Source organism: Clostridium senegalense JC122, assembly GCF_000285575.1.
In the GTDB taxonomy this organism is placed as follows: domain Bacteria; phylum Bacillota; class Clostridia; order Clostridiales; family Clostridiaceae; genus Clostridium_J; species Clostridium_J senegalense.
This window is the reverse complement of the sequence record NZ_HE611050.1, coordinates 419,878-442,768: the sequence shown is the minus strand read 5'-3', so window position 1 is coordinate 442,768 and position 22,891 is coordinate 419,878. Positions and strand designations below refer to the sequence as shown.

General features: G+C 28.1%; 29 protein-coding genes. All 29 read left to right on the top strand.

Translation table 11 applies throughout. The annotated features are described in order from the left end of the window. The first annotated feature begins 168 nt into the window (after window positions 1-168). The gene (gene flgM, locus CSGHG_RS02695) at window positions 169-447 is read left to right on the top strand and encodes a flagellar biosynthesis anti-sigma factor FlgM (protein ID WP_010292443.1); all 279 of its coding nucleotides are present in this window, start codon (window positions 169-171) and stop codon (window positions 445-447) included. Then, window positions 447-863 carry a flagellar protein FlgN gene (locus tag CSGHG_RS02690; protein WP_010292441.1) on the top strand — a complete coding sequence of 139 codons (417 nt, stop codon included), beginning with the start codon at window positions 447-449 and terminating at the stop codon, window positions 861-863. Before flgM ends, CSGHG_RS02690 begins: the two co-directional genes overlap by 1 nt. A gap of 12 nt (window positions 864-875) precedes the next feature. Beyond that, a complete protein-coding gene (gene flgK, locus CSGHG_RS02685; protein ID WP_010292439.1) occupies window positions 876-2,450 on the top strand; it encodes a flagellar hook-associated protein FlgK in 1,575 nt (524 codons plus the stop codon). 12 nt (window positions 2,451-2,462) lie between these two features. Next, window positions 2,463-3,641: a flagellar hook-associated protein FlgL gene (flgL, locus tag CSGHG_RS02680; protein ID WP_010292437.1), complete on the top strand. Its 1,179-nt coding sequence runs from the start codon at window positions 2,463-2,465 to the stop codon at window positions 3,639-3,641. 20 nt (window positions 3,642-3,661) lie between these two features. Next, window positions 3,662-4,099: a flagellar assembly protein FliW gene (gene fliW, locus CSGHG_RS02675; RefSeq protein WP_010292435.1), complete on the top strand. Its 438-nt coding sequence runs from the start codon at window positions 3,662-3,664 to the stop codon at window positions 4,097-4,099. Continuing rightward, on the top strand, window positions 4,093-4,308 hold the full coding sequence (gene csrA / locus CSGHG_RS02670) for a carbon storage regulator CsrA (protein ID WP_010292432.1): 216 nt from the start codon (window positions 4,093-4,095) through the stop codon (window positions 4,306-4,308). The genes fliW and csrA overlap by 7 nt, the downstream gene beginning before the upstream one ends. Before the next feature lie 15 nt (window positions 4,309-4,323). Beyond that, complete coding sequence (locus CSGHG_RS19675; protein WP_010292430.1) at window positions 4,324-4,728, top strand: flagellar protein FlaG; 405 nt, start codon at window positions 4,324-4,326, stop codon at window positions 4,726-4,728. Between the two features lie 19 nt (window positions 4,729-4,747). Continuing rightward, window positions 4,748-5,137 (top strand): flagellar export chaperone FliS, encoded by a 390-nt coding sequence (fliS, locus tag CSGHG_RS02660; RefSeq protein WP_010292428.1) that lies wholly within the window; start codon window positions 4,748-4,750, stop codon window positions 5,135-5,137. A gap of 177 nt (window positions 5,138-5,314) precedes the next feature. Continuing rightward, on the top strand, window positions 5,315-7,108 hold the full coding sequence (gene fliD, locus CSGHG_RS02655; RefSeq protein WP_010292426.1) for a flagellar filament capping protein FliD: 1,794 nt from the start codon (window positions 5,315-5,317) through the stop codon (window positions 7,106-7,108). Between the two features lie 5 nt (window positions 7,109-7,113). Next, the gene (locus tag CSGHG_RS02650; protein ID WP_010292424.1) at window positions 7,114-7,458 is read left to right on the top strand and encodes a flagellar protein FliT; all 345 of its coding nucleotides are present in this window, start codon (window positions 7,114-7,116) and stop codon (window positions 7,456-7,458) included. Window positions 7,459-8,094: 636 nt separating this feature from the next. Continuing rightward, window positions 8,095-8,919 (top strand): flagellin N-terminal helical domain-containing protein, encoded by an 825-nt coding sequence (locus CSGHG_RS02645; RefSeq protein WP_010292421.1) that lies wholly within the window; start codon window positions 8,095-8,097, stop codon window positions 8,917-8,919. Between the two features lie 88 nt (window positions 8,920-9,007). Further along, on the top strand, window positions 9,008-9,394 hold the full coding sequence (gene flgB, locus CSGHG_RS02640; RefSeq protein WP_010292419.1) for a flagellar basal body rod protein FlgB: 387 nt from the start codon (window positions 9,008-9,010) through the stop codon (window positions 9,392-9,394). A gap of 3 nt (window positions 9,395-9,397) precedes the next feature. Continuing rightward, entirely contained in the window at window positions 9,398-9,829 is a 432-nt protein-coding gene (flgC, locus tag CSGHG_RS02635; RefSeq protein ID WP_010292417.1) for a flagellar basal body rod protein FlgC, read from the top strand. 9 nt (window positions 9,830-9,838) lie between these two features. Then, on the top strand, window positions 9,839-10,147 hold the full coding sequence (fliE, locus tag CSGHG_RS02630) for a flagellar hook-basal body complex protein FliE (protein WP_010292415.1): 309 nt from the start codon (window positions 9,839-9,841) through the stop codon (window positions 10,145-10,147). A 15-nt stretch (window positions 10,148-10,162) separates the two neighbouring features. After that, window positions 10,163-11,731: a flagellar basal-body MS-ring/collar protein FliF gene (fliF, locus tag CSGHG_RS02625; RefSeq protein ID WP_010292413.1), complete on the top strand. Its 1,569-nt coding sequence runs from the start codon at window positions 10,163-10,165 to the stop codon at window positions 11,729-11,731. 3 nt (window positions 11,732-11,734) lie between these two features. After that, window positions 11,735-12,751 (top strand): flagellar motor switch protein FliG, encoded by a 1,017-nt coding sequence (fliG, locus tag CSGHG_RS02620; protein WP_010292410.1) that lies wholly within the window; start codon window positions 11,735-11,737, stop codon window positions 12,749-12,751. Continuing rightward, on the top strand, window positions 12,735-13,496 hold the full coding sequence (locus tag CSGHG_RS02615; RefSeq protein ID WP_010292408.1) for a FliH/SctL family protein: 762 nt from the start codon (window positions 12,735-12,737) through the stop codon (window positions 13,494-13,496). Before fliG ends, CSGHG_RS02615 begins: the two co-directional genes overlap by 17 nt. 17 nt (window positions 13,497-13,513) lie before the next feature. Then, the gene (gene fliI, locus CSGHG_RS02610) at window positions 13,514-14,827 is read left to right on the top strand and encodes a flagellar protein export ATPase FliI (protein ID WP_010292406.1); all 1,314 of its coding nucleotides are present in this window, start codon (window positions 13,514-13,516) and stop codon (window positions 14,825-14,827) included. Window positions 14,828-14,920: 93 nt separating this feature from the next. Next, the gene (gene fliJ, locus CSGHG_RS02605; protein WP_010292404.1) at window positions 14,921-15,358 is read left to right on the top strand and encodes a flagellar export protein FliJ; all 438 of its coding nucleotides are present in this window, start codon (window positions 14,921-14,923) and stop codon (window positions 15,356-15,358) included. Between the two features lie 5 nt (window positions 15,359-15,363). Continuing rightward, the gene (locus CSGHG_RS02600; RefSeq protein ID WP_010292402.1) at window positions 15,364-16,614 is read left to right on the top strand and encodes a flagellar hook-length control protein FliK; all 1,251 of its coding nucleotides are present in this window, start codon (window positions 15,364-15,366) and stop codon (window positions 16,612-16,614) included. A 42-nt stretch (window positions 16,615-16,656) separates the two neighbouring features. Beyond that, complete coding sequence (locus tag CSGHG_RS02595) at window positions 16,657-17,448, top strand: flagellar hook capping FlgD N-terminal domain-containing protein (protein ID WP_010292399.1); 792 nt, start codon at window positions 16,657-16,659, stop codon at window positions 17,446-17,448. A 26-nt stretch (window positions 17,449-17,474) separates the two neighbouring features. Next, window positions 17,475-17,870, top strand: a complete 396-nt coding sequence (locus CSGHG_RS02590) for a TIGR02530 family flagellar biosynthesis protein (protein WP_010292397.1) — start codon at window positions 17,475-17,477, stop codon at window positions 17,868-17,870. A 92-nt stretch (window positions 17,871-17,962) separates the two neighbouring features. Next, window positions 17,963-18,946: a flagellar hook-basal body complex protein gene (locus CSGHG_RS02585; RefSeq protein ID WP_010292394.1), complete on the top strand. Its 984-nt coding sequence runs from the start codon at window positions 17,963-17,965 to the stop codon at window positions 18,944-18,946. Window positions 18,947-19,439: 493 nt separating this feature from the next. Continuing rightward, entirely contained in the window at window positions 19,440-19,631 is a 192-nt protein-coding gene (locus CSGHG_RS02580) for a flagellar FlbD family protein (protein WP_010292393.1), read from the top strand. 12 nt (window positions 19,632-19,643) lie between these two features. Continuing rightward, window positions 19,644-20,447, top strand: coding sequence for a motility protein A (locus CSGHG_RS02575; RefSeq protein WP_010292391.1), 804 nt, complete (start codon window positions 19,644-19,646; stop codon window positions 20,445-20,447). Next, a complete protein-coding gene (locus CSGHG_RS02570) occupies window positions 20,440-21,168 on the top strand; it encodes a flagellar motor protein MotB (RefSeq protein WP_010292389.1) in 729 nt (242 codons plus the stop codon). The genes CSGHG_RS02575 and CSGHG_RS02570 overlap by 8 nt, the downstream gene beginning before the upstream one ends. Window positions 21,169-21,172: 4 nt before the next feature. Further along, window positions 21,173-21,679, top strand: coding sequence for a flagellar basal body-associated FliL family protein (locus CSGHG_RS02565; RefSeq protein WP_010292387.1), 507 nt, complete (start codon window positions 21,173-21,175; stop codon window positions 21,677-21,679). A 9-nt stretch (window positions 21,680-21,688) separates the two neighbouring features. Next, on the top strand, window positions 21,689-21,988 hold the full coding sequence (gene fliO / locus CSGHG_RS19670) for a flagellar biosynthetic protein FliO (protein ID WP_010292386.1): 300 nt from the start codon (window positions 21,689-21,691) through the stop codon (window positions 21,986-21,988). Window positions 21,989-22,072: 84 nt separating this feature from the next. Then, complete coding sequence (gene fliP, locus CSGHG_RS02555) at window positions 22,073-22,885, top strand: flagellar type III secretion system pore protein FliP (protein ID WP_026022194.1); 813 nt, start codon at window positions 22,073-22,075, stop codon at window positions 22,883-22,885. The last annotated feature ends 6 nt before the right edge of the window (window positions 22,886-22,891 follow it).

Below are 22,891 nucleotides of genomic sequence, written 5' to 3'. Positions count from 1 at the left end.
AATAAAAGGCTGTGAATAAGTATATTAAATATATTTTTTCGCAGCCTTTTATTTTAAAAATGTTAATATTTATTTAAATTTAGTATAATTTTTTAAACTTTTTTCTATAAACTTTTAATATAAGATAACGATATAATTATTAGAATAAACACAAGGTAGGTATGAAAAATGAAAATTAATAGTACATCAAATTTTATGGCCATTAATTCATATAAAAATGTGAATAAAACAGTGGCTAAAACTAATGAAGTTTCAATTAAAGATAGCTGTGAAATTTCAAACTTAGGAAAAACTTTAAATACTATGGCTGCAACTGATTTAAAAGAAGCCCCTACTGAAAGAATTGAGAAAATAAAAGCTCAAATCAAAGAAGGAACTTATAAGGTTGATAGTAAGTTAGTAGCAGAAAAAATCATAGAACATTTAAATGGGAGAGAATACTACTAATGAATAATAAATTGAATGATATTTTAATTAAGGAAAAACAAGCTATTGGAGAAATTTTAAATTTATTAGAACAACAATATAATTTAATAGTTAAAGATGATGCTTTGGGGTTGGAGTCAATCATCGCTAACATTGAAAAATCAAATAAAGAAATTGCAATAATTGAAATGGAAAGAAGAAAAATTACAAAAGGAAGATCTATGAAAGAAGTAATAGATGAATATAAAGATAAAGAATTAGAAAAAAAATATGATGATTGTATTATGCTTTTAGAGGCAACAAAGATGCAAAAAGATAGTAATAGCATTTTGTTAAAGCAAGCCCTAAATTATACTAATGCAATGATTAATATGTTAAAACCACAAGATAAAGGTGCCATAAACACTTATAATTCTTATGGGAAAATTAGAAGGTAGCGAGGTGATAAAATGTCAGGTTTGTTTGGGACAATGCAAGTATCTAAATTAGGTATGCTTGCACAACAATCTGCTCTTAACACTACATCACATAATATGTCTAATGTAAATACTCCTGGATATTCAAGGCAACATGTTATTTTATCCGCTAGTCGTCCTATAACACTTGCAGGTCCAGGTCAAATAGGAACAGGGGTAAATGTAGTAGCTATAACAAGAACAAGAGATACTTTTTTAGATTATCAAATAAGAAGAGAGTCTAGTAATCTTGCTGACTCAATAGCTAAAGAAAAATATTTATCTGAAATTGAAGGTATATTTAATGAGCCTAGCGATACAGCTATATCAAAATTATTGTCAGAGTATTATGATGCGTGGCAAACATTATCATTAAACCCAGAAAAATCAGAAGCAAGACAAGTAGTAGTTCAAACAGCTAAACAATTAACAGATTTATTAAATCATACACATAAACAACTGGAAGACACTAAAGGAAATTTAGAAACAGAAAAAAAACAATCAGTAGAAGATATAAATAATTTATTAGATCAAATAAATGAACTTAACAAAGAGATAAAAAAAGTTACTTTTGCCGGAAATAATCCTAATGATTTATTAGATTCTAGAGATTTATTATTAGATGAATTAAGTACAAAATTTGGTATTGATGTAACTTCAGAGAATCTTAATGGAATAAAATTAAATGCTAATGGTATAGATATAAATTTAATACAAAATGCAGATAAAGACCCTAAATATCATTTAAAATTTGATGAAGCATCAGGAAGTTATCAATTTGTTCAGGTAGATGATAAGGGAAAAGAAATAACAACGGATGAGGATGGAAACCCTATAAAACCAACCGATTTTAATCCATCAAGTGGAACAATAGGTGGATTACTAAAATTAGATGAAAAAATACAATCTAATATAGATAAATTGAATAACTTAGCAAAAACTATAGCATTATCTACTAATGCAATACATTCAGATGGTGGTGGAAATAGAAATTTTTTCACTGATGGAACAGATGCAGATAAAATAGGTAGTGATAATTCAGGTATGAATATAACTGCAGGAAATATAACTATAAATGAGGATTTGTTGAAAAATCCTATGCTTTTAAATGTAAGTAGCGCTTCAAATAGTGGTGGAACAGATGGAAAAAGAGCCTTAGTTATAGCACAACTTAGAGATATAAAATTTATAATTGATGATGAAACAAAAGGTGTGAAAGAAAAAACTACATTAGAAGAATTTAAGAAAAATAACGGTTATGATAAAGGCATTACTTCAGAAGGTATTGTAACTTTTGAAAATAATAAAGATGGTGCAAGTGTAGAGGGATATTATAAAGGCATAATAAATACATTAGGTATTGAGGCTCAAGCTGCTAAAAGAGATGTTGCTAATAAACAAATATTATTAGGTAGTTTTATTGAAAAGAGAGAGTCTACATCAGGAGTCTCTATTGATGAAGAAACTATAAATTTAGTTCAATTTAATCATGCTTATCAAGCAAATGCAAAGATGATATCCACTGTAGATGAATTGTTAGATGTAGTAATAAATGGATTAAAACGTTAGGATGGTGGTTTTATGAGAATAACTAACAAAATGATGTCAAATTCGTTTTTAGCAGATATGAATGTAAACTTAAATCATATGAAACGTAAACAAGAGCAACTTGATACAGGTAAAGAATTTAAAAGACCATCTGATAGTCCATTTAAAGCAGCACGTTCTATGCAAATATACAGTGAAATTTATGCAAATGAGCAGTATAACACTAATATAAACCATACTATAAACTGGCTAGATACAACAGATAGTGCATTAGATAATTTAGGTAAGTCATTAAGTAGAATAAGAGAACTTATGGTTTCAGCTGGAAATGGTACTTATGATAAAGATGAGTTAAAAGCAGTTAAAGATGAGATATCAGAGAAAGTAAATGAAATTTCTCAAATATTAAATACTTCCTTTGATGGAAAATATATTTTTGGTGGAACTCATGGTGATAAAAAACCTACCACTGTAGATGAAAATGGAGAACTTATCTCTGGAACCATTGGAGATAATTTAAAGGTTGAAATCTCCTCTGGAGTTGTTATTGAATATAGTGTTAATGCTAATGAGCTTTTAAGTTTTAAAAACAAAGATTTAAAAGATGGAAATGGAAACCTATTAAAAATTGATAAAGATAACAATGTTTTAAGGGTAGATAAGGAATCACATTTAGTGGATGAAAGTGGGAAAAAAATCCTATATGATGGAGAGCCTATCACAATTGATGGTAATGGAGAACTTAAAGATAAAGATGGCAAATTATTGAAGATAAATAAGGATGGAAAGCTTACTGATGAAAATGGAAAGATATTAACAGATAAAAATAATAAAGAAATAGACATAGATAATAAAGTAACTATTGCAGCAAATGACACTTTAGGACATTTATTAAATGATATAATAAAGGATTTAGGAGAAGATGGAGATATATCCAAAGTGAATAATGAGCACTTAGAAAGGTTAGATAGTGCAATTAGTAATCTTTTAAGTGTTCGTTCAAAGGTTGGAACCTTTCAAAATAGAATGAAGGGTGCAAAAAATGTAAATGAAGACCAAAATATAAACCTTAAAGCGATATTGTCTTACAATGAAGATATAGATTGGGTGGAAAAGAGCATGGAGATGGGAATGATACAAACTGTTTATTTAGCATCGCTTCAAACAGCATCTAAAATATTACCACCATCTTTATTAGACTTTATAAGATAATGAACAAGGAGTAAAAAAATATGGAACTAAAGACTAAGTATCATGGCATTATAAAATATGATGAAGATAAAATTATAACTTTAAGTGAAGGTCTTTTAGGATTTGAGCATTTAAAAAAATATATAATATTTTCACTAAAAGATAATGAAGATTTTAAAGTTATTCATTCACTTGAAGATGAATCAGTAGGCATAGTTATTATGTCACCGTTTTTAGTAAGGAAAGATTATGAGTTTAATTTGAGTGATAAAATAGTATCTAAATTAAAAATTAAAAATGAAAAAGAAGTAGCAGTTTATACTACAGTAACATTAAATTCAGATATAAATAAAATTACAACTAATTTAAAAGCACCTATAGTTTTAAATATAAGTAGCAATCTTGGAAAACAAATTATAATAGATAATGAAAGTTATAATATAAAGGAACTACTATTTAAGGAGAATTTAAAATGTTAGTTGTAAGTAGAAAAAAAGGGGAATCTATATTAATAGGTGAAGATGTTGAAATCGTTGTAGTTAAACTAGATAATGGGTCAGTAAAATTATCTATAAATGCACCAAAAGATGTTACAATCCTAAGAAAGGAATTGAAGGATGCTGTAACTATAGAAAATAAAAATGCAGTCTCAGTAGATACCTCAATCCTTGGAAAATTAAAAAAATAATTAAGAGGTGTAAACATGGAAGTTGGAACAATGAAAATTGTAGATAACAAGGAAGTAAACTATAATAAATTAAATTCTAACAAAAAAAAAGATGCTAATTTAGTAGAACAACAAGAGAAAGCTTCAGATATTCAAGGTGAAAAAAATAAAGGTATTGGTTTAAATGATAAATATAATTCAAAGGAAAATATTGAAGAGAAGAAATTAAAAAATGCTGTAGAAAAATTAAATGTATTTTTAAAGGAACATGATTCCTATGTAAAATATGAACAGCATGAATTTTTTAGAAATACTTTTATAGTAAAAATAATGGATAAAGAAAATGATAAAGTAATAAAAGAAATACCACCTAAAAAAATATTAGATATGGTGGCAGCTATGTGTGAAATGGCAGGAGTTCTACTAGATGAAAAGGCATAGGTAAAAGGTGGGTTAAAGGATGAATTCTTATGCTAATGGATATAATGCTTATAAAAATAATAGTATAAATTACGCATCAAAAGAGCAATTATTACTAATGCTTTTAGATGGAGCAGTAAAATATGCCAAAATAGGAAGACAAGCAATATTAGACAAGGATATAAAAAAGAAGCATGAAAACTTAGTAAAAACTCAGGATATATTTTATGAGTTAATGATATCATTAGATAGAAGCACAAATCTACAATGGATAGATGGTTTATCATCTGTATATGAATTTATAAATAATAGATTAATGGAAGCTAATATAAAATCTGATATAAAGATAATGGATGAGATTATACCACTTATAGAAGATATTAGAAGTATGTGGAATGATGCATATAAAATAGCAGCTAAACAAAGATAAGTAAGAAAATATAAATTAACATATACATTGAACTTTTGTAAATATGTTAATTGTATTAGCTAACAGGTATGTGGGGAATAAAAACTACTTTATTCCCTATATTGTTATAGGAAAACAAGTTTATATTTAAGTTTATTCATTAAATTTACAACCTATAATTTTAGAGAGGTGAAATATATGAGAATAACAGGTATGGCAACAGGCATGGATACAGACACTATGATAAAAGACATGCTTAAACCACAACAGCTTAAAATAGATTCAATGAAGCAACAACAACAAATAGTACTTTGGCAACAGGAAATATATAGAGATATTATAAAAGATGTTCATGGGTTAATGGGTAAATATTTTGATGTTTTAAATAAAGATACGTACTTATTATCTTCAGGATCTTTAAATAGTTCTAAAGTTAAATGTAGTAATGAAATATTAAATATAACAGCAAGTTCAGATGCTAAAGAAGGAACATATAAAGTAAATGTAAAAAATTTAGCGGAAGGTGCTAAAATTCAAGGTGAAAAAACTGACATAAATTTAGATACTAAATTAAGTGATATTAATAATTTTTTTGAACCAGATACAGAGAAAAGTACATTTAATATATCTATAAATGGTGAAATACATGAAATAAATATTGACAATACTATGACGGTAAAAGATTTATCGAAAAAAGTATCAGAATCAACTAATGGAAAAGTTAATTTAGAATATAGTTCTATATCTAAGAAATTTACCTTAAGTACTAAAGAAACAGGAAAAGAGGTAAGTTTAGGATTAGATGATAATGGAATTGATTTAATGGGTAAATTAGGATTAAACACATCAGAATTAACTGGAACTACAATAGAATCTATTGAGTCGAATAAGTCTTTGGGTTTACTAGATCAAACTTTAACTATAAAATTTGATGATAATGGAGAAGAAAAAGAAGTTGATATACGAGTAAATGATAAAACAACGTTAGATAACTTATCAACGGATATATATAAACAAACTGGTGGTAAGGTAAAGTTAAATTCTGAAATTGAGTCAGGAAAAGTTAAACTAACATTAGAAGGTGGAACTGAAATAACGGGGAATTTTCCTAATGTTGAAAATGCTGCAAAAGATTTAGTTAGAAGTGTTACACTTAAACAAACAAAAGGTAAAGATTTAGAAGCTAAAATAACATTACCTGGTGATTCAACTGAATATGATATTACATCCAATAATAATAAATTTTCAAAGGATGGAATAAACTTTGATTTAAATGGAGCAGAAGTAGGCGAAGATTTTACAATTACTATAACTAAAGACAATGGTAAAGCAATTGAAACAGTTAAAAGCTTTATTGAAGATTATAATAAATTAATAGATAAGGTTAACAAACTTAATACAGAAAAGAGAAATTATAGTTATAAGCCTCTTACAGATGATGAAAAGAAAGATATGAAAGAGGAAGAAATAAAAAAATGGGAAGAACAAGCTAAAAAAGGTATATTAAAAGGCGATAGTTATCTTAAGAACATGATGTCAGAGTTAAGAATGGATATGTTTGGAGATAAGGATACTTTATTTAGTATAGGCATAGAAACATCTGACAATGTGCGAGAAGGTGGAAAACTTGTTTTGGATGAAGATAAGTTTAAAAAAGCTTTAAATGAAGATTCAGAAAAAACATTTAATACTTTCAAAATAGGAATGGAAAAAGTAGATACAACATTTAAAAAGTATGCAAGTACAAGAATATTAGGCGATACTGGAAATAGAGGATTACTACTAGAAAAAGCTGGAATTGAAGGTAGTGTAACAGATAAGAATAATATTTTAACTAAAAGCATATTAGATAAAGAAGATATGATAAAAGAACAAGTAAAGAAAATGAATGAAATGGAAAATAGATATTATTTACAGTTTGCTCAATTAGAGAAGGCTATGAACTCATTAAATTCTCAAATGAATTGGTTTACACAGCAGATGGGTAGTTAAAATACATGGAAAATTTACTTGAAAGATGTTCTTTTATAAATCAAGAAATGATAAAAAGTCTTAGTGAAGACATTGAAAATGCATCTTATGATAATATAGAAAATTTAATTATAGAAAAACAAAGGATAATAAATAAAATAGAAAGCTCTAATGTAGATAAAGAAAGATTAAAAAGTGTTATATGTAAATTAAATTTATTAGAGGATGAGAAAAAGATTAAAATTTTATTTAACACAAGAAAAGATGAAATAAAGGATAAGATAAAAATTATATCAAAAAATAAAGTAGCTAATAATCAATATAATAAAGATTTTTATAGAAATTCTTATTTCATAAATGAAAAAGTCTAAATTTAAAGCAAAGTCTACATAAAAAGTTTATGTAGACTTTAATTTTTTATAAAATCTCATAAAAATATAGAAGTTATGATATTTTTTGATAAATATATGATAATTTTGTATATATGTTACAATTAAAGTGCATTTTGTGACAAGTTTATTGAAAAAGCAAATTTAAAAACTTAATATAGAAGTAAGAAAAGTGTTTAAGTTCTAATAAACAAGACAACCTACCTTGTTTAATATAAACTATAGGGTTCCAAGTTGACTTTTAAAATTAATTATTCTAAAACTTGGATACCCAAAATAGTGAGACATGATACTATCCAAAAATGTGTTTATAAAAATCAACCCAAATTTAATCATAATACTATAGTGACGCTATCAACATTATAGTATTATGATTTTAGAATTAGATAATATATAAGTTGAAATTTTTGCTTGATTTACTTATATATTAATACCCAATATTAATATAATTCGTATACTATCATTAAGAGATTAAAAGATAGTATATATATGAAATAGATCTAAATTATTGAAAAGTTTACTAAATACTTATGTAATTGTCTTTATATAAGAGTGTGGTAAACTATTTGTTGTATACAGTATTTAAAAATAATAAATTAAGAATATGGAGTGAAGTAGATGAGATTAAATCATAATATGTCAGCTCTAAACATATATAATGCCTATTGTAAAAATTTATCTAAACAAAATGCAGCTATGAGTAGAATTCATTCAGGATTAAAAGTTGCAACAGCTAAGGATGATCCTAATAAATTGTCTAGTAGTGAGCATATGAAAATACAAATAAGATCATTAGAAATGGCATCAAGAAATACACAAGACACTATAAGTATGTTGCAAACTGCTGACAGTGCATCGCAAAATATATCAGATTCATTAATAAGAATTAAAGAGCTCACTATACAGGCAGGGGGGACAGGCTCTGAAGAAGATAAGAAAATAATACAAGAAGAAATAAATTCTATATTAGAAGGAATTGATGATATAGCTAAAAATACAGAAATAAATGGTAAAAAGATATTATCATCAGATAAAGGAATATTAGTTCAATGTGGTAGTAATGCCGGTGAGCAAACTACAATCCCCACAAGTGATTTAAGTTCTTCAGGGTTAGGATTAGATGGAAAAGTTAAAGTATTAACTACAGAAGAAATAAATAAGTCTATAGATACAATAAATACTGCTATAAGTAAATTAAACGATTGCAGAAGCAAAATGGGAGCTATATCAAATAGATTAACTAGTAACACTGAAATGTTAAATGAATTATCATTAAAAACACAAAATGCGGAGAGCTCTTTAACCGGTGCAGATATTAGCGAGGAAATTATAGAGTATACTAAAAATAATGTTCTAGTAAATGCAGGATTATCACTTATGGTTCAGGCAAACAAGCTTCCTCAAGATGTGTTGAACATTATTGGAAATATAGGTAAAAAATAAAGAATTTAAAGTGAAACTATATATAGGCAAATAAGTTTTAATCCTTGATGTAATTTTCAAGTTAAGTGTATAAAGAGGAGGGATAATGTTGGGAATAGATAATGTTACATATAATTTAATAAAAAAAGGAATGGATGTAACGACTTTAAGTGGAAAAATTATAAATAATAACATAGCAAATGTAAATACAAAAAATTATAAAAGAGAATATGTTAATTTTGATGAAGCACTTAAAGAGGAAAATTCAAAAAATTATGAATTAAAAAAAACTAGCAATAAACATATGGGGTTTTCTGCAGAAAATATAGAAGTGAAAAAAGACAATAAATCTAGTATGAGAGAAGACGGAAATAATGTGGATATAGAAAGTGAAATGACTAGTGCAGCATCAAATAGTTTAATGTATGATGCATTAGTAAAACAAGCTAATACTAGATTTAACATGAGAAGTACAGTGATAAAAGGAGGTAATTAATAGATGGAAGCATTTAGAGGTATGAGAATAAGTGCTAGTGGTCTTTCGGCAGAAAGATTAAGACTAGATACAATAACATCTAATATAGTAAATGCAAATACTACAAGAGGCGTTGATGGAAAGCCTTATGTAAGAAAAATTGCAACCTTTGAAGAAAATTTACAAAAACAGATAGATAAGTCAAATGGGAATATAGAGCTAAAACCAATGGGAATTAAAGCAGTTGGTGTTGAAAATGATAAATCTCCATTAAAAAAAGTTTATGATCCATCACATCCTGATGCAGATGAAAAGGGATATGTAACAATGCCTAATGTAAATATATTAAATGAAACAGTAGATTTAATTGCTGCTTCAAGAGCTTATGAAGGAAATATAACAGCATTAAATACTCAAAAGAATATGATATCAAAAACATTAGAAATTGGAAGATAGGTGAATTTTATGGTAACAAACGAATTTGTTCCCGGCATTAAGGTTTTTAATGAAGGGATAAAAGGAAATATTGAGAATAAGAATGAGCAAAACAATGTAGGAAGTAGTTTTTCTGAAATGTTAAATTCGGCTTTAAATAAGGTTAATGAAACACAAGTAAAAGCAGAAAAAGAAACAAATGGTTTTATAAAAGGTGATGTTAATTTACATGAGGCAATGGTTTCAGCAGAAGAAGCTAGATTGACATTAGAACTAGCAGTTCAAGTAAGAAATAAGCTTATAAATGCTTATGAAGAATTTAATAAAATGCAAATATAGTAAGGAGTGCACAGAATGAGTAAGCTATCTGAGAGCTTAAAAGAGCAAAAAGATAAAATAAAAGAAATGAGCAAGGCTAAAAAGATAGCTGTAGCTATACTTACCTCCGTTGCTATAATAACTGTAATAACGATGTCAGTACTTGCTTTAAAACCTAAATATGCAGTATTATTCTCCAAAATGACAGCAGAGGATTCAGGCGCAGTAATAGAAAAATTAGAAGAAAAAAAATATAAATATAAAATTCAAGGGGATTCAATTTTAGTAGAAAAGAAAAATGTAGATAAGTTAAGAATGGAATTATTATCACAAGTATCTTTTAAAGAAGGTAGCAATGGTTTTGAATTGTTTGATGAGAAAAGTTCAGTAGGTTCTACGGATACAGAAACTAAGGTTATGTATCAAAGAGCATTAGCTGGAGAATTAGAAAGAACTATAAAATCTTTTGAAGAAGTGGAAAATGCAAAAGTTAATTTAGTTATACCAGATAAATCTGCATTTATAACTAAACCAACTCCAGCATCGGCATCAGTAACACTATTAATGAGCAAAGGCAAGCAATTATCTGAGGATCAAGTAAAGGCTATTGTTTCATTAATTTCAGGAAGTGTAGAGAACCTTCCAAATGAAAATGTAACTGTTGTATCTGACGATTTTAAATTATTAACAGAAGGTCTTTATGATGAAAAAGGTGAAAATAAATCTATTAATTCTACTGAAAAGCAATTACAGGCTAAAAAGCAATTGGAAGAAGAATATTCGAAAAAAATAATGAATGTACTTGAACCTATATATAAAGACAAAGTTAGAGTATCTGTAAATGCAGAATTAAATTTTGATGCAGTAGAGCAAAAAAGCGTGGATTATGGTAAAGAAGGCGCAGTTGTAAGTAATCATGAAGTTGTTACTACAGAAAATGATAGTGGTAACACATCAGGTAGTCCAGTAGATAATAATATGAATAACACTCAGAATAATGAAGAGAAAGAAAAGGGAGTTACTCATAAAGAAAATACTACAAATTATGAAGTATCTAAAAAGGAACAAACAGTTATTAAAGCACCAGGAGAAGTTCAAAAATTATCAGCATCTGTAGTAGTAGATGGTAAAGTAGATGCTCAAGCAAAAAATGCTATAAGAAATCTAGTTACCGAGTCTATTGGATTAGATAAAAAAAGAGGAGATTCAGTAACTGTTGAATCATTAGATTTTGATAATGCAGAAAAAGAAGCAGCTCAAAAAGAATTAGAAGATATGAAAAAACAAGAAGCTGCTGCGAAAAGAAACAAGGTTATAGCTATGGTAGTAGGTGGAGTTGGTGCGCTTATAGCAATTTTAGCAATAATTTTAGCAGTTAAAAAATCAAGGGGAGAAGATGAAGAAGAGTATGAAGATGAGGATTCAAACTTTGATATTTTAATCGGAGATGAAGTAAAACCAAAAGAAGTTTTTGAAACTTTAAATTTAGACGCTAAAAATGAAAATGAGCATGTTACAGGTGAAGTTAAAAAGTATGCAACTAATAAGCCAGAACAGGTAGCAGATGTTGTTAAATCATGGTTAGCAGATGATGAAAGGGGATAATTTATGGCTAAAGTAGAGAAATTGACCGGTGTTCAAAAAGCGGCAATATTATTTATAACATTAGGGCCTGAAGCATCTTCAGGAATTATAAAAAGGCTACCAGAAAAAGATATACAAAAGGTAACTTATGAAATTGCTAACATGAGCTCAGTATCGTCACAAGAACGAAAGGCTATATTAGATGAATTCTTAGAGATGAATAAGGCTAAAGATTATATTTTAGAAGGTGGAATAGAATATGCAAGAAATCTTTTATCTAAAGCATTAGGAACTCAAAGGGCATCAGAAATACTAGAAAGAGTTACAGAAGCCACACAGCAATATAGACCTTTTTCTATTGCTAGAAAAGCTGATGCAACTCAACTTATGAATGTTATACGTAATGAACATCCTCAAACAATAGCATTGATACTTTGCTATCTTCAACCGGATAAAGCAGGACAAATAATGTCAGAACTTCCACCTGAACTTCAAGCGGAAGTTGCCTATAGAATAGCCACTATGAACACTATATATCCTGTGGTTATTAAGGAAATTGAAGGAGTGCTGAATGATAAGTTATCAAATATAATTCACAATAGTGAAAGTACTATTGTAGGAGGTGTTCCTTCCTTAGTAAATATATTAAATCAGGTTGATAGAAGTACAGAAAAAAATATTACAGAAGCTTTAGATCATGAAGATAGTGAACTTGCGGAAAAAGTTAAGGAATCTATGTTTGTATTTGAGGATATTATTACTCTTGGAGATCCAGTTATTCAAAGGATATTACGTGAAGTGGATAATAAAGAATTATGTCTTGCTCTTAAGGGCTGCTCTGAAGAAGTTGCAAATGCCATATTTAAGAATCAATCTAAGAGAGCAGCGGCTACACTAAAAGAGGATATGGAATTCTTAGGTCCAGTAAGGCTTGTTGAAGTTGAAAAAGCTCAACAAAAGGTTGTTGCAATAATAAGAAGATTAGAAGATGCTGGTGAAATACAAATAGCAAGAGGTGGAGAGGATGCAATCATCTTATAATATTATTAAAAATAAAGATGTTATAACAGAAGGAAAAAAAGAAATCTCTGCCATTAATTTCAAACTTATGGATAAAGAAAAAGAAAATATAAAAGAAAATAAGGAAACTATTAATATAGTTAATAATGATGAACTTTTAAAAAGTATGGAAAATATGGCTGATAGCATTATAAAAAATGCTCAAATAAAAAGCGACAAAATTTTAGTTAAGGCATTAGAAGATGCTAAAGAAATAGAGAACAATGCTTTTGAAAAAGGAAGTTTAGAGGGATATAATAATGGTTTTGAAAAAGGCTATAATGACGGAATGGAAAAGTCTTTAAATGAGGGTGCTCTTATAATAGAAAGTGCTAATGAAGTACTTGCAAATGCTAAAAAAGAATATAAAAAGTATGTTGAAGAAAAAGAAGAGCATTTTAGACAGCTTGTTTTAACTTCTGTGAATGAAGTGTTAAAAAAGGAATTAAGTAATGCTGAGGCATTAAATAATATTGTTTATGATATTCTTTCAAAGGAAAAAAATGAAAACTATTTTATTATAAGATGCAACTGTAAATATAAAAATTCATTAGAAGATGAAAAGCTTAATATGATTAACAGGTTAGCTTTTAATGGAGATATATTTATTGTAGAGGATAACTCACTAGAAGATGGAGTTGCCATTATAGAAAAAGAAAATGGAAAAGTTGAAACTGGTATTGATTATATTATGAGTAAACTAAAAGAATTAATTATGGAAAGATAGCTAAAAGGTGATATTAAATGTTAACTTTAAATTTTAACAAGCTAGAAGAAAAAATTAGAAATGCTGATTATTATTACAAAGAAGGAATAGTAGTAAATGTTATAGGTTTAACTATAGAAGTAAAAGGTATAAGAGCTTTTGTAGGAGAAGTGTGCAAAGTTTATAATCAGCTAAATGAAGCTGTTGCAAGTGAAGTGACTGGATTTAGAGGAGATAATGTAATATTAATGCCTTTAGGTGAATTAAAGGGTATTGCTCCAGGATGTAGAGTTCTTCCTACAGGAAAACCATTAAGTGTTAAATGTAGTGATGAATTACTTGGAAAGGTATTAAATGGACTTGGAAATCCATTAAATGAGTATGAAATTTCAACTTTTACTAATTATTCCTTAGAAGCTATGCCACCGGATCCTTTAAAAAGACGAAGAATAAAAGAGGTTATTCCAACAGGTGTGAGAGCTATTGATGGATTTTTAACCTGTGGTGAAGGTCAAAGAATAGGAATTTTTGCTGGTAGTGGTGTTGGTAAAAGTACAACTTTAGGTATGATTGCTAGGGAAGCGCAGGCAGAGATAAATGTTATTTGTCTTATAGGAGAAAGAGGAAGAGAGGTCCTTGATTTTATAGAAAAAGATTTAGGACCAGAAGGGTTAAAAAAGTCAGTAGTAGTATGTGCTACTTCTGACCAACCTGCCCTTGTAAGATTAAAAGGAGCATTTACAGCTACAGCAATTGCAGAATATTTTAGAGATAAAGGAAAAAAAGTAATTTTAATGATGGATTCAGTAACACGTTTTGCAATGGCACAAAGAGAAGTTGGACTAGCTATAGGTGAACCGCCGGCTACTAAAGGATATACACCATCAGTGTTTGCTATGTTGCCTAAATTATTAGAACGTAGCGGGATGTCTGATAAAGGTTCAATAACAGCTTTCTACACAGTGTTAGTAGATGGAGATGATTTTAATGAACCTATTGCAGATGCTGTTAGAGGTATATTAGATGGGCACATTGTTTTATCTAGGGCGTTGGCAGCTAAAAATCACTATCCAGCTATAGATATATTAAGCAGTGTTAGTAGACTTATGCCAGAAATATGTAGTAAAGATCATAAAAATGCTTCATCTAAAGCTAGAGATTTATTAGCTACTTATAAAGATGCGGAAGATTTAATTAATTTAGGTGCATATGTAGAAGGTAGCAATCCTAAAATAGATATGGCTATAAAATATAATGATGTTCTTATAAACTTTTTAAGACAAGGGATAAATGAAGAATCAAATTTTGATGAAAATGTGTCTTTTCTTGAGAATACATTTAGTCAGCTATAGAGTACAAGGTAGCTTTAAAACTTATATATTTATCAAATGATAAAATTTAAGATTTGTTTTGGTTAAGAATTGATTTTATATAAGGGGGAACCTATGTCATACAAATTTAAACTTCAAAAGCTATTAGATATAAGAGAAGAAAAAGAAGAGGGTAAGAAAAGAGAGTTTGTACAAGCTATGACTTCTCAAAACTTAGTTGAAAAGAAAATAAAGGAATTTAAAACTGATTATAATCAGTATAAAAATGTTCCTTTAAATTTAAGTACTATAGAAAGAAAAGTGATTCTTAAATATTTAAATACATTAAATATGGCTATAGAAACTGAAGAAAAGGAATTAAAAAAGAGAAAGGTAGCTACAGAGAATAAAAGAAAAGAGTTAGTACAGGCTCAAGTGGAAAGAAAAACTGTAGAAATCTTAAAAGAAAAGGATTATAAACGTTTTAAAGATGAAGAATCAATGAAAGAACAAAAGCAAGCAGATGAATTTGCTTTATATGGTCATATAAGGAAAGTTGCTGAAAGGAGGTGAAAAATATGGAATTGAATTTTTTAAATACCATTAGAAAAGATGCAATAGAAAATTTACCACAAAAAGAAAAAAGTGTATCAAAAGATAAAGAAAACTCTAATACATTTCAAAAACTTTTAGATAAAGGTAAGACTAATACAGATGAAAAGAAGATATGTAATAATGAAAAAGTATCTGGAAGTAATGAAGTGAAAAGCGAGAAGGTTGAAGAAAAATTAGAAGAAAAAGTTGAAGAATGTATAGAAAATTTAGATGAAAATTCTTTAGAAGAGTTAAAAAAGCAAATAGTAAATTTACTAGCTAAGGTATATCCAGATGAAATACAAGTTGAAAATATAAACAATAAAGAATTAAAAGATTTAATTTGTAAATTTATCAATGATAATTGTGATTTTAGTGAAATTTTAAATAAAAATTCTTTAGATGAATCCTTAACAAAGCTATTATCACAGTTAAATATGGATGAAAACATAAACGATAGCAGTATAAAGGAACTAATTGAAAAATCATTGAAAGAAGCTATAAATTCATTTAAAAAAGAAGTAAACAATGCAGAAAATAAAGAAATGCCTAAATTAGTAGTAGATATCAAAGAAAATTCTAAAGACAGTTTAAAGGACAATACTAAGGAAAATAGCAATAAAAATAACAATGATAGTAGTAAAAATCTTTTAAAAAGTGAGTTAATTAAAGAGGATAAATTACTAGAAAAAATAAGTGGTGAAAAACAAGAATTGCCTTTAAATAAGTTTAATAATCTTTTAAGCAAAATAAGTAATAATCCAGTGGAAGACATACCGAAAGATAATTTATTAATTAATAAAACTTCTTTTAATGAGGATATTATTAAATCTATAAAGTATATGAATCTTAATAATATTCAAGATCTAGTTGTGAAAGTCAATCCTAAGCATTTAGGTGAGATTGTAATAAATCTTACTATGGAAGGGGATATGATGAAAGCTCAATTAAAAGCTGTTAATAAAGAAACTGTTGCATTACTTAACGCAAATGTAAAAGAAATTATGGACAAGCTTACAAATGATACAATAAAAATTCAAAATGTTGAAGTATCAGTTTATAACGAAGATACAACATATTTTAATGATGGTAGTTATAAAGAAAATCAATCTAATGAGAATAATAAAGAAAAAAATAATAACATTAATGGTACAGAAAATATAGATGAATCAAATTTAAACAGTGAAAGTGAAAATCAAAATTCTAATAATGATATGTTAAATGTATTAGTGTAAGTTTTGAATTATTTTACTATAAAAGAAAAGGAGGTTTTAAAAGTGCCAAATGTAAGTTTACCTAAAACTGGTAATTCTAGTTTCCAAATGGATCAGTTAAAGAAAGATAGTAAAGCGTCAGCTACAGCTAGCAAAACTGAAAGAGGAACTAATGTTGTTAAACCTGGCGATGATATGAATAAAAATATGTTTTTACAAATATTAGCTGCTGAACTTGCAAACCAAGATCCAACTCAACCACAGGATAATACTCAATATGTAACTCAAATGGCTCAATTTTCAAGCTTGGAACAAATGGCTAATTTAAATACTACTATGAGACTTTCTGGTGCTCAAGGATTGGTAGGAAAGTTTGTAGCATTAAATGCGGCTAATACTAAGGGTGAGCAAGAGGTTGGTGTGGTTCAATCTGTTTATAAAAATGGATCCAATGTATATATAACAGTTGTAACTGCTGAAGGAGAGATTAAGAGCTTTGATTATAATGATGTGTTAGAAGTTGCTGAAATAGATGATCCAACTTTAGATTATATTAACTTTATAAATGGAGCAAATTTAATAGGCAAAGATGTTGAACTTTGGGATAAAGATGTAGATGGAAAAGATCCTGAGGAAGGTAATGAAGAAGGCGATGAAGAAGAAAAGCCAGTTGAAAAACCAGAGAAAAAGAGACCTTATGGTACAGTAACAGAAATATTTAGAGATGAAGAAGGCATAAAAGTAAAAGTACATCTTAAAGATGAAAATGGTAACTTAAAATATGATGAAAATGGGAAACCAGAGATTAAAGATTATCCATTCGATTACATTATGAATATAAAAAAACAACAATAAAATTATAAAAGATTAGAGGTTTTATAATGGGTTATAGAATTATAAATGGAGTTTTGTATCCCATAGGTGATTTTAGTAATTTACAGGATAAAAAAAATATTACTAAAAATGAAGCTAAGGAAAGCAAAAGCTTTGATGATATATTTAAATCAGAAAAAGCCAAAAACCAGGGATTTACTTTATCAAACCACTCTGCAAAAAGACTTAAAGAAAGAAATATAGAACTTAGTGGTGAACTTTTAGATAAAATCAACGAAGGAATAAATAAAGCAAGTGAAAAGGGAAGTAGGGAAGCATTGATTCTTTATAAGGATATGGCCTTAATAGCAAGTATAAAAAATAGAACAATAATAACTGCTATGGAAAAAAGTAAAGATGAAATTAATGTAGTAACTAATGTAGATTCTGTAGTTCTATTATAGTAAAAAATATTAAATAAAGGCTGGACCTTTTTAGGAAGCCTTCTATCTCAATGAACGATAGATTTGAGATGAAATTAAAGGAGGAAGTAAAGATGATAAAATCTATGTATTCAGGCATATCAGGAATGAATGCACAACAAAAAAAGTTAGACGTTATAGGTAATAATATAGCAAACTCAGGAACAACATCATTTAAATCATCAAGAGTTACTTTTCAAGATACAATGCGTGAAACTATAGGAAAAGGTTCTGGACCGGTTTTAGCATTAGGAGGAAGTAACCCAAAGCAAATAGGTATGGGCGTTAATCTTCAAAGTATAGAAGTAAATACAGGACAGGGAAGCTTAAACCCAACAGGAAGACCACTAGATAATGCAATTGATGGAAGTGGATATTTTATAGTTGCAAAAGGTGACATAGATGGTGAAATATCAACGGATACGGCAAAGCCAACAGATGCAGAAAAAGCAATGGAATCATATTATACCAGAGATGGAGAATTTAAAAGAGATAGTTTAGGAAATTTAGTAACACCAAATGGGTATAGAGTTATGGGATATGTTTCATCAGATGCTGGAAGAAAAATAGGTGAAAAATCAGGAAAAGTTGAGTTAAGTTTTGTTGATGCTAATCAAAAGGCTGAAGATTTAAATTTTGAAAAAAAATTGGTTCCATTAGCTATACCAGAAGAAATAGATGGAAAAAAAGTTAGTGGTTTTACTATAGAAAAAGATGGTTTAATAAAAGCTACACTAGAAGATCAAACAGTTACTGTAATAGGTCAAGTTGCTATGGCATCATTTGTAAATGATGGTGGACTTGAAGGGGTAGGTCAAAATATGTATGTTCCAGGTGCAAATTCAGGATCACCAGTAATAAGACCAGCTAAAAGTGAGAAAAGTCCAGCAGAAGAAGCTTATGGAAGTATAATAAATGGTATGCTTGAAATGTCTAATGTAGATTTAGCTGTAGAGTTTACAGAGATGATAGTTGCCAGTCGTTCTTTTCAAGCTTGTAGCAAGGTTATAACAACTGGTGATGAAATACTTCAAGAGCTAGTTAATTTAAAAAGATAAAAAATTAAATTATTAAGGATTTAAATTTAAGAGAAAATTAAAAAGCATTTAAAAGTTTTAATACATTGTCCAACCTGTAAATTAATTTACAGGTTGGATATAAAAATATAAATATTGTTATACATAATACTTATAAATAATATAAAAAGTTTAATAAATTTAGGTTTGAATGTAACACAAATATAGGAAAACAAGCTCCAATTTAAATTTATTCAACACTCTTAAAATATTTTTATGCAAAATGTAGTGTTGAATTCTAAGTGATTCGGAGCATGTCTCACTATTTTAGGTATCCAAGTTTTGGAATGGATAATTTTAAAAGTTAACTTGGAACCTTATAAGAGGAATAACTTAAAGTTAAAATTTATTTATCAATATCTTGTTATCAGCTGATACAAATTTAACATCTTCTAAAAGTGGACAAACTATCTATTAGATTATAATTCCTTTATTTTGTGTTTATATAAATTTGAAATTGAAAAGGGTGAGAGGTATGGTTGAAGTTACAACTTTAAATGAGAAAAAAGTTATTATAAATTGTGATCATATTGAAAAAATAGAATCAGTTCCAGACACAGTTATTACCTTAAGTAATGGTAAGGTTTATTTAGTAAAAGAAAATCGTGATGAAGTAATGAAAAAAATAATTGAATTTAAAAGAAAAATATTTTCAGGAAACTTTTAGGAGGACATAAATATGAAAAAGAACGATATGCTAACAATTATTGGCCTTATCGTAGCATGGGTGCTAGTTATTTATGGAATAATGGATGCAGGAGGTAATGCCAAGATATATATAGATGTAGCGTCTATTGCTATAACTGGAGGTGGATCTATAGGTGCAGTATTAATATCTTATGAAATGAAAGATATTAAAAGACTTGGAAAAGTTATAGGAAAAGCATTTAAAGAAGATGCTAATTCTAAAACAGATATAGTATTGAATTTTACAGAGATGTCAAGAAAAGCAAGAAGAGAAGGATTATTATCCTTAGAAGATGATATATCATCTATAGAAAATCCATTTACAAAAAAAGCATTAAGCATGGTAGTTGACGGAATAGAGCCAGAAGCGATAAAAGAAATAATGGCATTAGAAATTGAACAGTTAGAAACTAGACATTCCCAAGGCTCAGCAATGCTGAAATCATGGGGAGCATATGCTCCGGCTTTTGGTATGTGTGGTACTCTTATAGGGCTTATACAAATGCTATCAGACATGAATGATGCTGATGCTTTAACAAAAGGTATGGGTGCAGCACTTATAACCACATTTTATGGTTCATTAATTGCAAATTTAATTGCATTACCTATAGCAGCAAAATTAGATAATAAAACAGCTTTAGAAGTTGCAAATATGGAAATGATAGTTGAAGGAGTTATTGCAATACAATCTGGTGCAAACCCAAGAATTGTGGAAGATAAATTATTAGCATACTTATCACCGGCAGAAAAAGAAACATTTAAAGTTGAATCAGGTGGTGAGGTAGAGAATGGCTAGAAAAAGCAAAAAGGATATGAGGACTGATGAATGGCTTGGAACTTTTGCAGATACTATGACTCTACTTTTAACATTCTTTGTTCTGTTATATTCTATGTCAACAGTAAATGAACAAAAGTTTATGCAATTGTCTAATTCTTTCCAGCTTATGTTTAATGGTAGTTCATCACAAAATGTGTTAGATTTCAATACATCTAGTGGAGAAGTTCCAATTGTTGGACAACCTGAAATTACAGAAGGTGAAAAAAATAGTAGTCAACATATGCAAGATAATGTATATGAACAGGTTATGGAAATTATAATGGAAAATAATTTAAAATCAGATGTAAATGTTTATGAAGATGAACAAGGTATAAACATTCAAATGAAAGAGACAGTTCTTTTTAATTCTGGAAAGGCGAATCTTTTACCTGAAAGTAAAGAAATATTATCAAAAATTAACACAATAATATCTAACATAAATAATAAAATAATTATAGAGGGACATACAGATAATGTACCTATAAACAGTGATATATATCCTACTAATTGGCATTTATCTTCAGCAAGATCTATAAGTGTAATGCAGTATTTTATAAATGAAAAAGGGAATAAGAATCCAGAAAGATTTATGGCAGTATCTTGTGGTGAATATAGTCCTATAGTGCCTAATGATAGTGATGAGCATAGAGCTCAAAACAGAAGGGTAAATATAATTATTGTTACAAATAAAAAGGAGTAGAATTATGGCTAAAGAAAAAAACAAAAAAGAAAATATTGAAGGTAGTGAAAACAAAAAGAGCAATGTATTAAAAGTTGTCTTAATTATACTTTTATTTTTAATATTAGCTGGTGGATGTATGTTTGCAGGATATTTTTTTGGTACAAAAGATGATGTTCCTGTAATTGGAAATGGGCAACAAGTAATTAGTAATAATTCACTAAAAAATGAAGGATATTATGATTTAGATGAATTCTTAGTAAATTTAGCAGACGAAGGTAAACCAAGATATTTGAAGATAAAAATTTCATTAGGATATGATGAGAAAAACAAGGATTTACTACCAGAAATAGAAAAAAAGAAATCTGCAATTAGAGATTCAATAACAAATACTTTAAGAACTAAAAAAACTACTGATTTATCTCCAGAAGGAGAGGAACAGTTAAAGGATGAATTAATTACAAGAATTAATGAATTATTAAGTACAGGACAATTATACAATGTTTATTTTTCAGAAATATTAGTTCAATAGAGGTTTAGTATGGAAAGTGAAATTATAAAAAGCTTTCTACAACTTATAATATTTTTACCATGTATACTGATTCTCATATATTTACTTGGAAGAGTTACTAGTAAACTTTATGTAACTCCTCCAGGAAAATATATGAAAGTTATAGAAAAACTCTCTTTATCAAAAGAGGGTTCAATTTTAATAGTTAAAATTGGTGAAAAAGTGTGTGTAGTAAGTTCAACTAACAATGAAATAAGAATTCTAAGAGAATTAAATGATGACGAGATAAAACTTTTAGAAGAAAAAATAACAGCTATGAAGAAAGTATAAAAAAATATAGTGATATATGGAAAAATATACGAAAAAACAAAAAGTAATATTCTAAGAAAATTAAAATATAAAAGAGGAATTTATATGAAAAATAGACAAAAAAAATATGTTACCACAATTATGTTGGCGTTAATAATTTCCTTTATAGGATATAAGGCAGTAAGTGCAGCACCTAATAATACAATACCAATTCCTAATATAAACATTGATTTTAAAGGTGGAGAAAATCCTACTGATTTTGTAGAAAATATAAAGATATTATTAGCATTAACAGTACTTACATTATTACCATCAATAATAATAATGACAACAGGTTTTGTAAGAATTGTTACTGTATTATCTATATTAAAAAATGCTATAGGGATTCAGCAATCTGTTCCAAGGCAGGTTATAATAGGTCTTTCACTTTTCCTTACGTTTTTTGTTATGGCGCCTACAATCACAGATATTAATAATAACTCAATAAAACCTTATATGGAGAATAAAATTACCACTGAAGTGGCATACACTAATGCGATAAATCCAATGAGAGATTTTATGTTAAGGCAAACACGAACAAAGGATTTAAAATTATTTTTAGAAGTAGGTAATCTTGAAGATACAGTAAAATATGAAAAAGGAAAAGATAACTTAGAAGTTCCAATATATGACGATGTTCCTCTTTATGCTATAATGCCAGCATTTATGATAAGTGAATTAAGAACGGCATTTGAAATAGGATTCTTATTATTTATTCCATTTTTAGTAATTGATATAGTTACTTCAAGTGTACTTATGGCAATGGGTATGTTTATGCTATCACCAGTAATGATATCATTACCGTTTAAATTGCTATTATTTGTACTGGTAGATGGTTGGAACTTAATAAGTCAATCATTGATTATGAGCTTTAAGTAAGGAGTG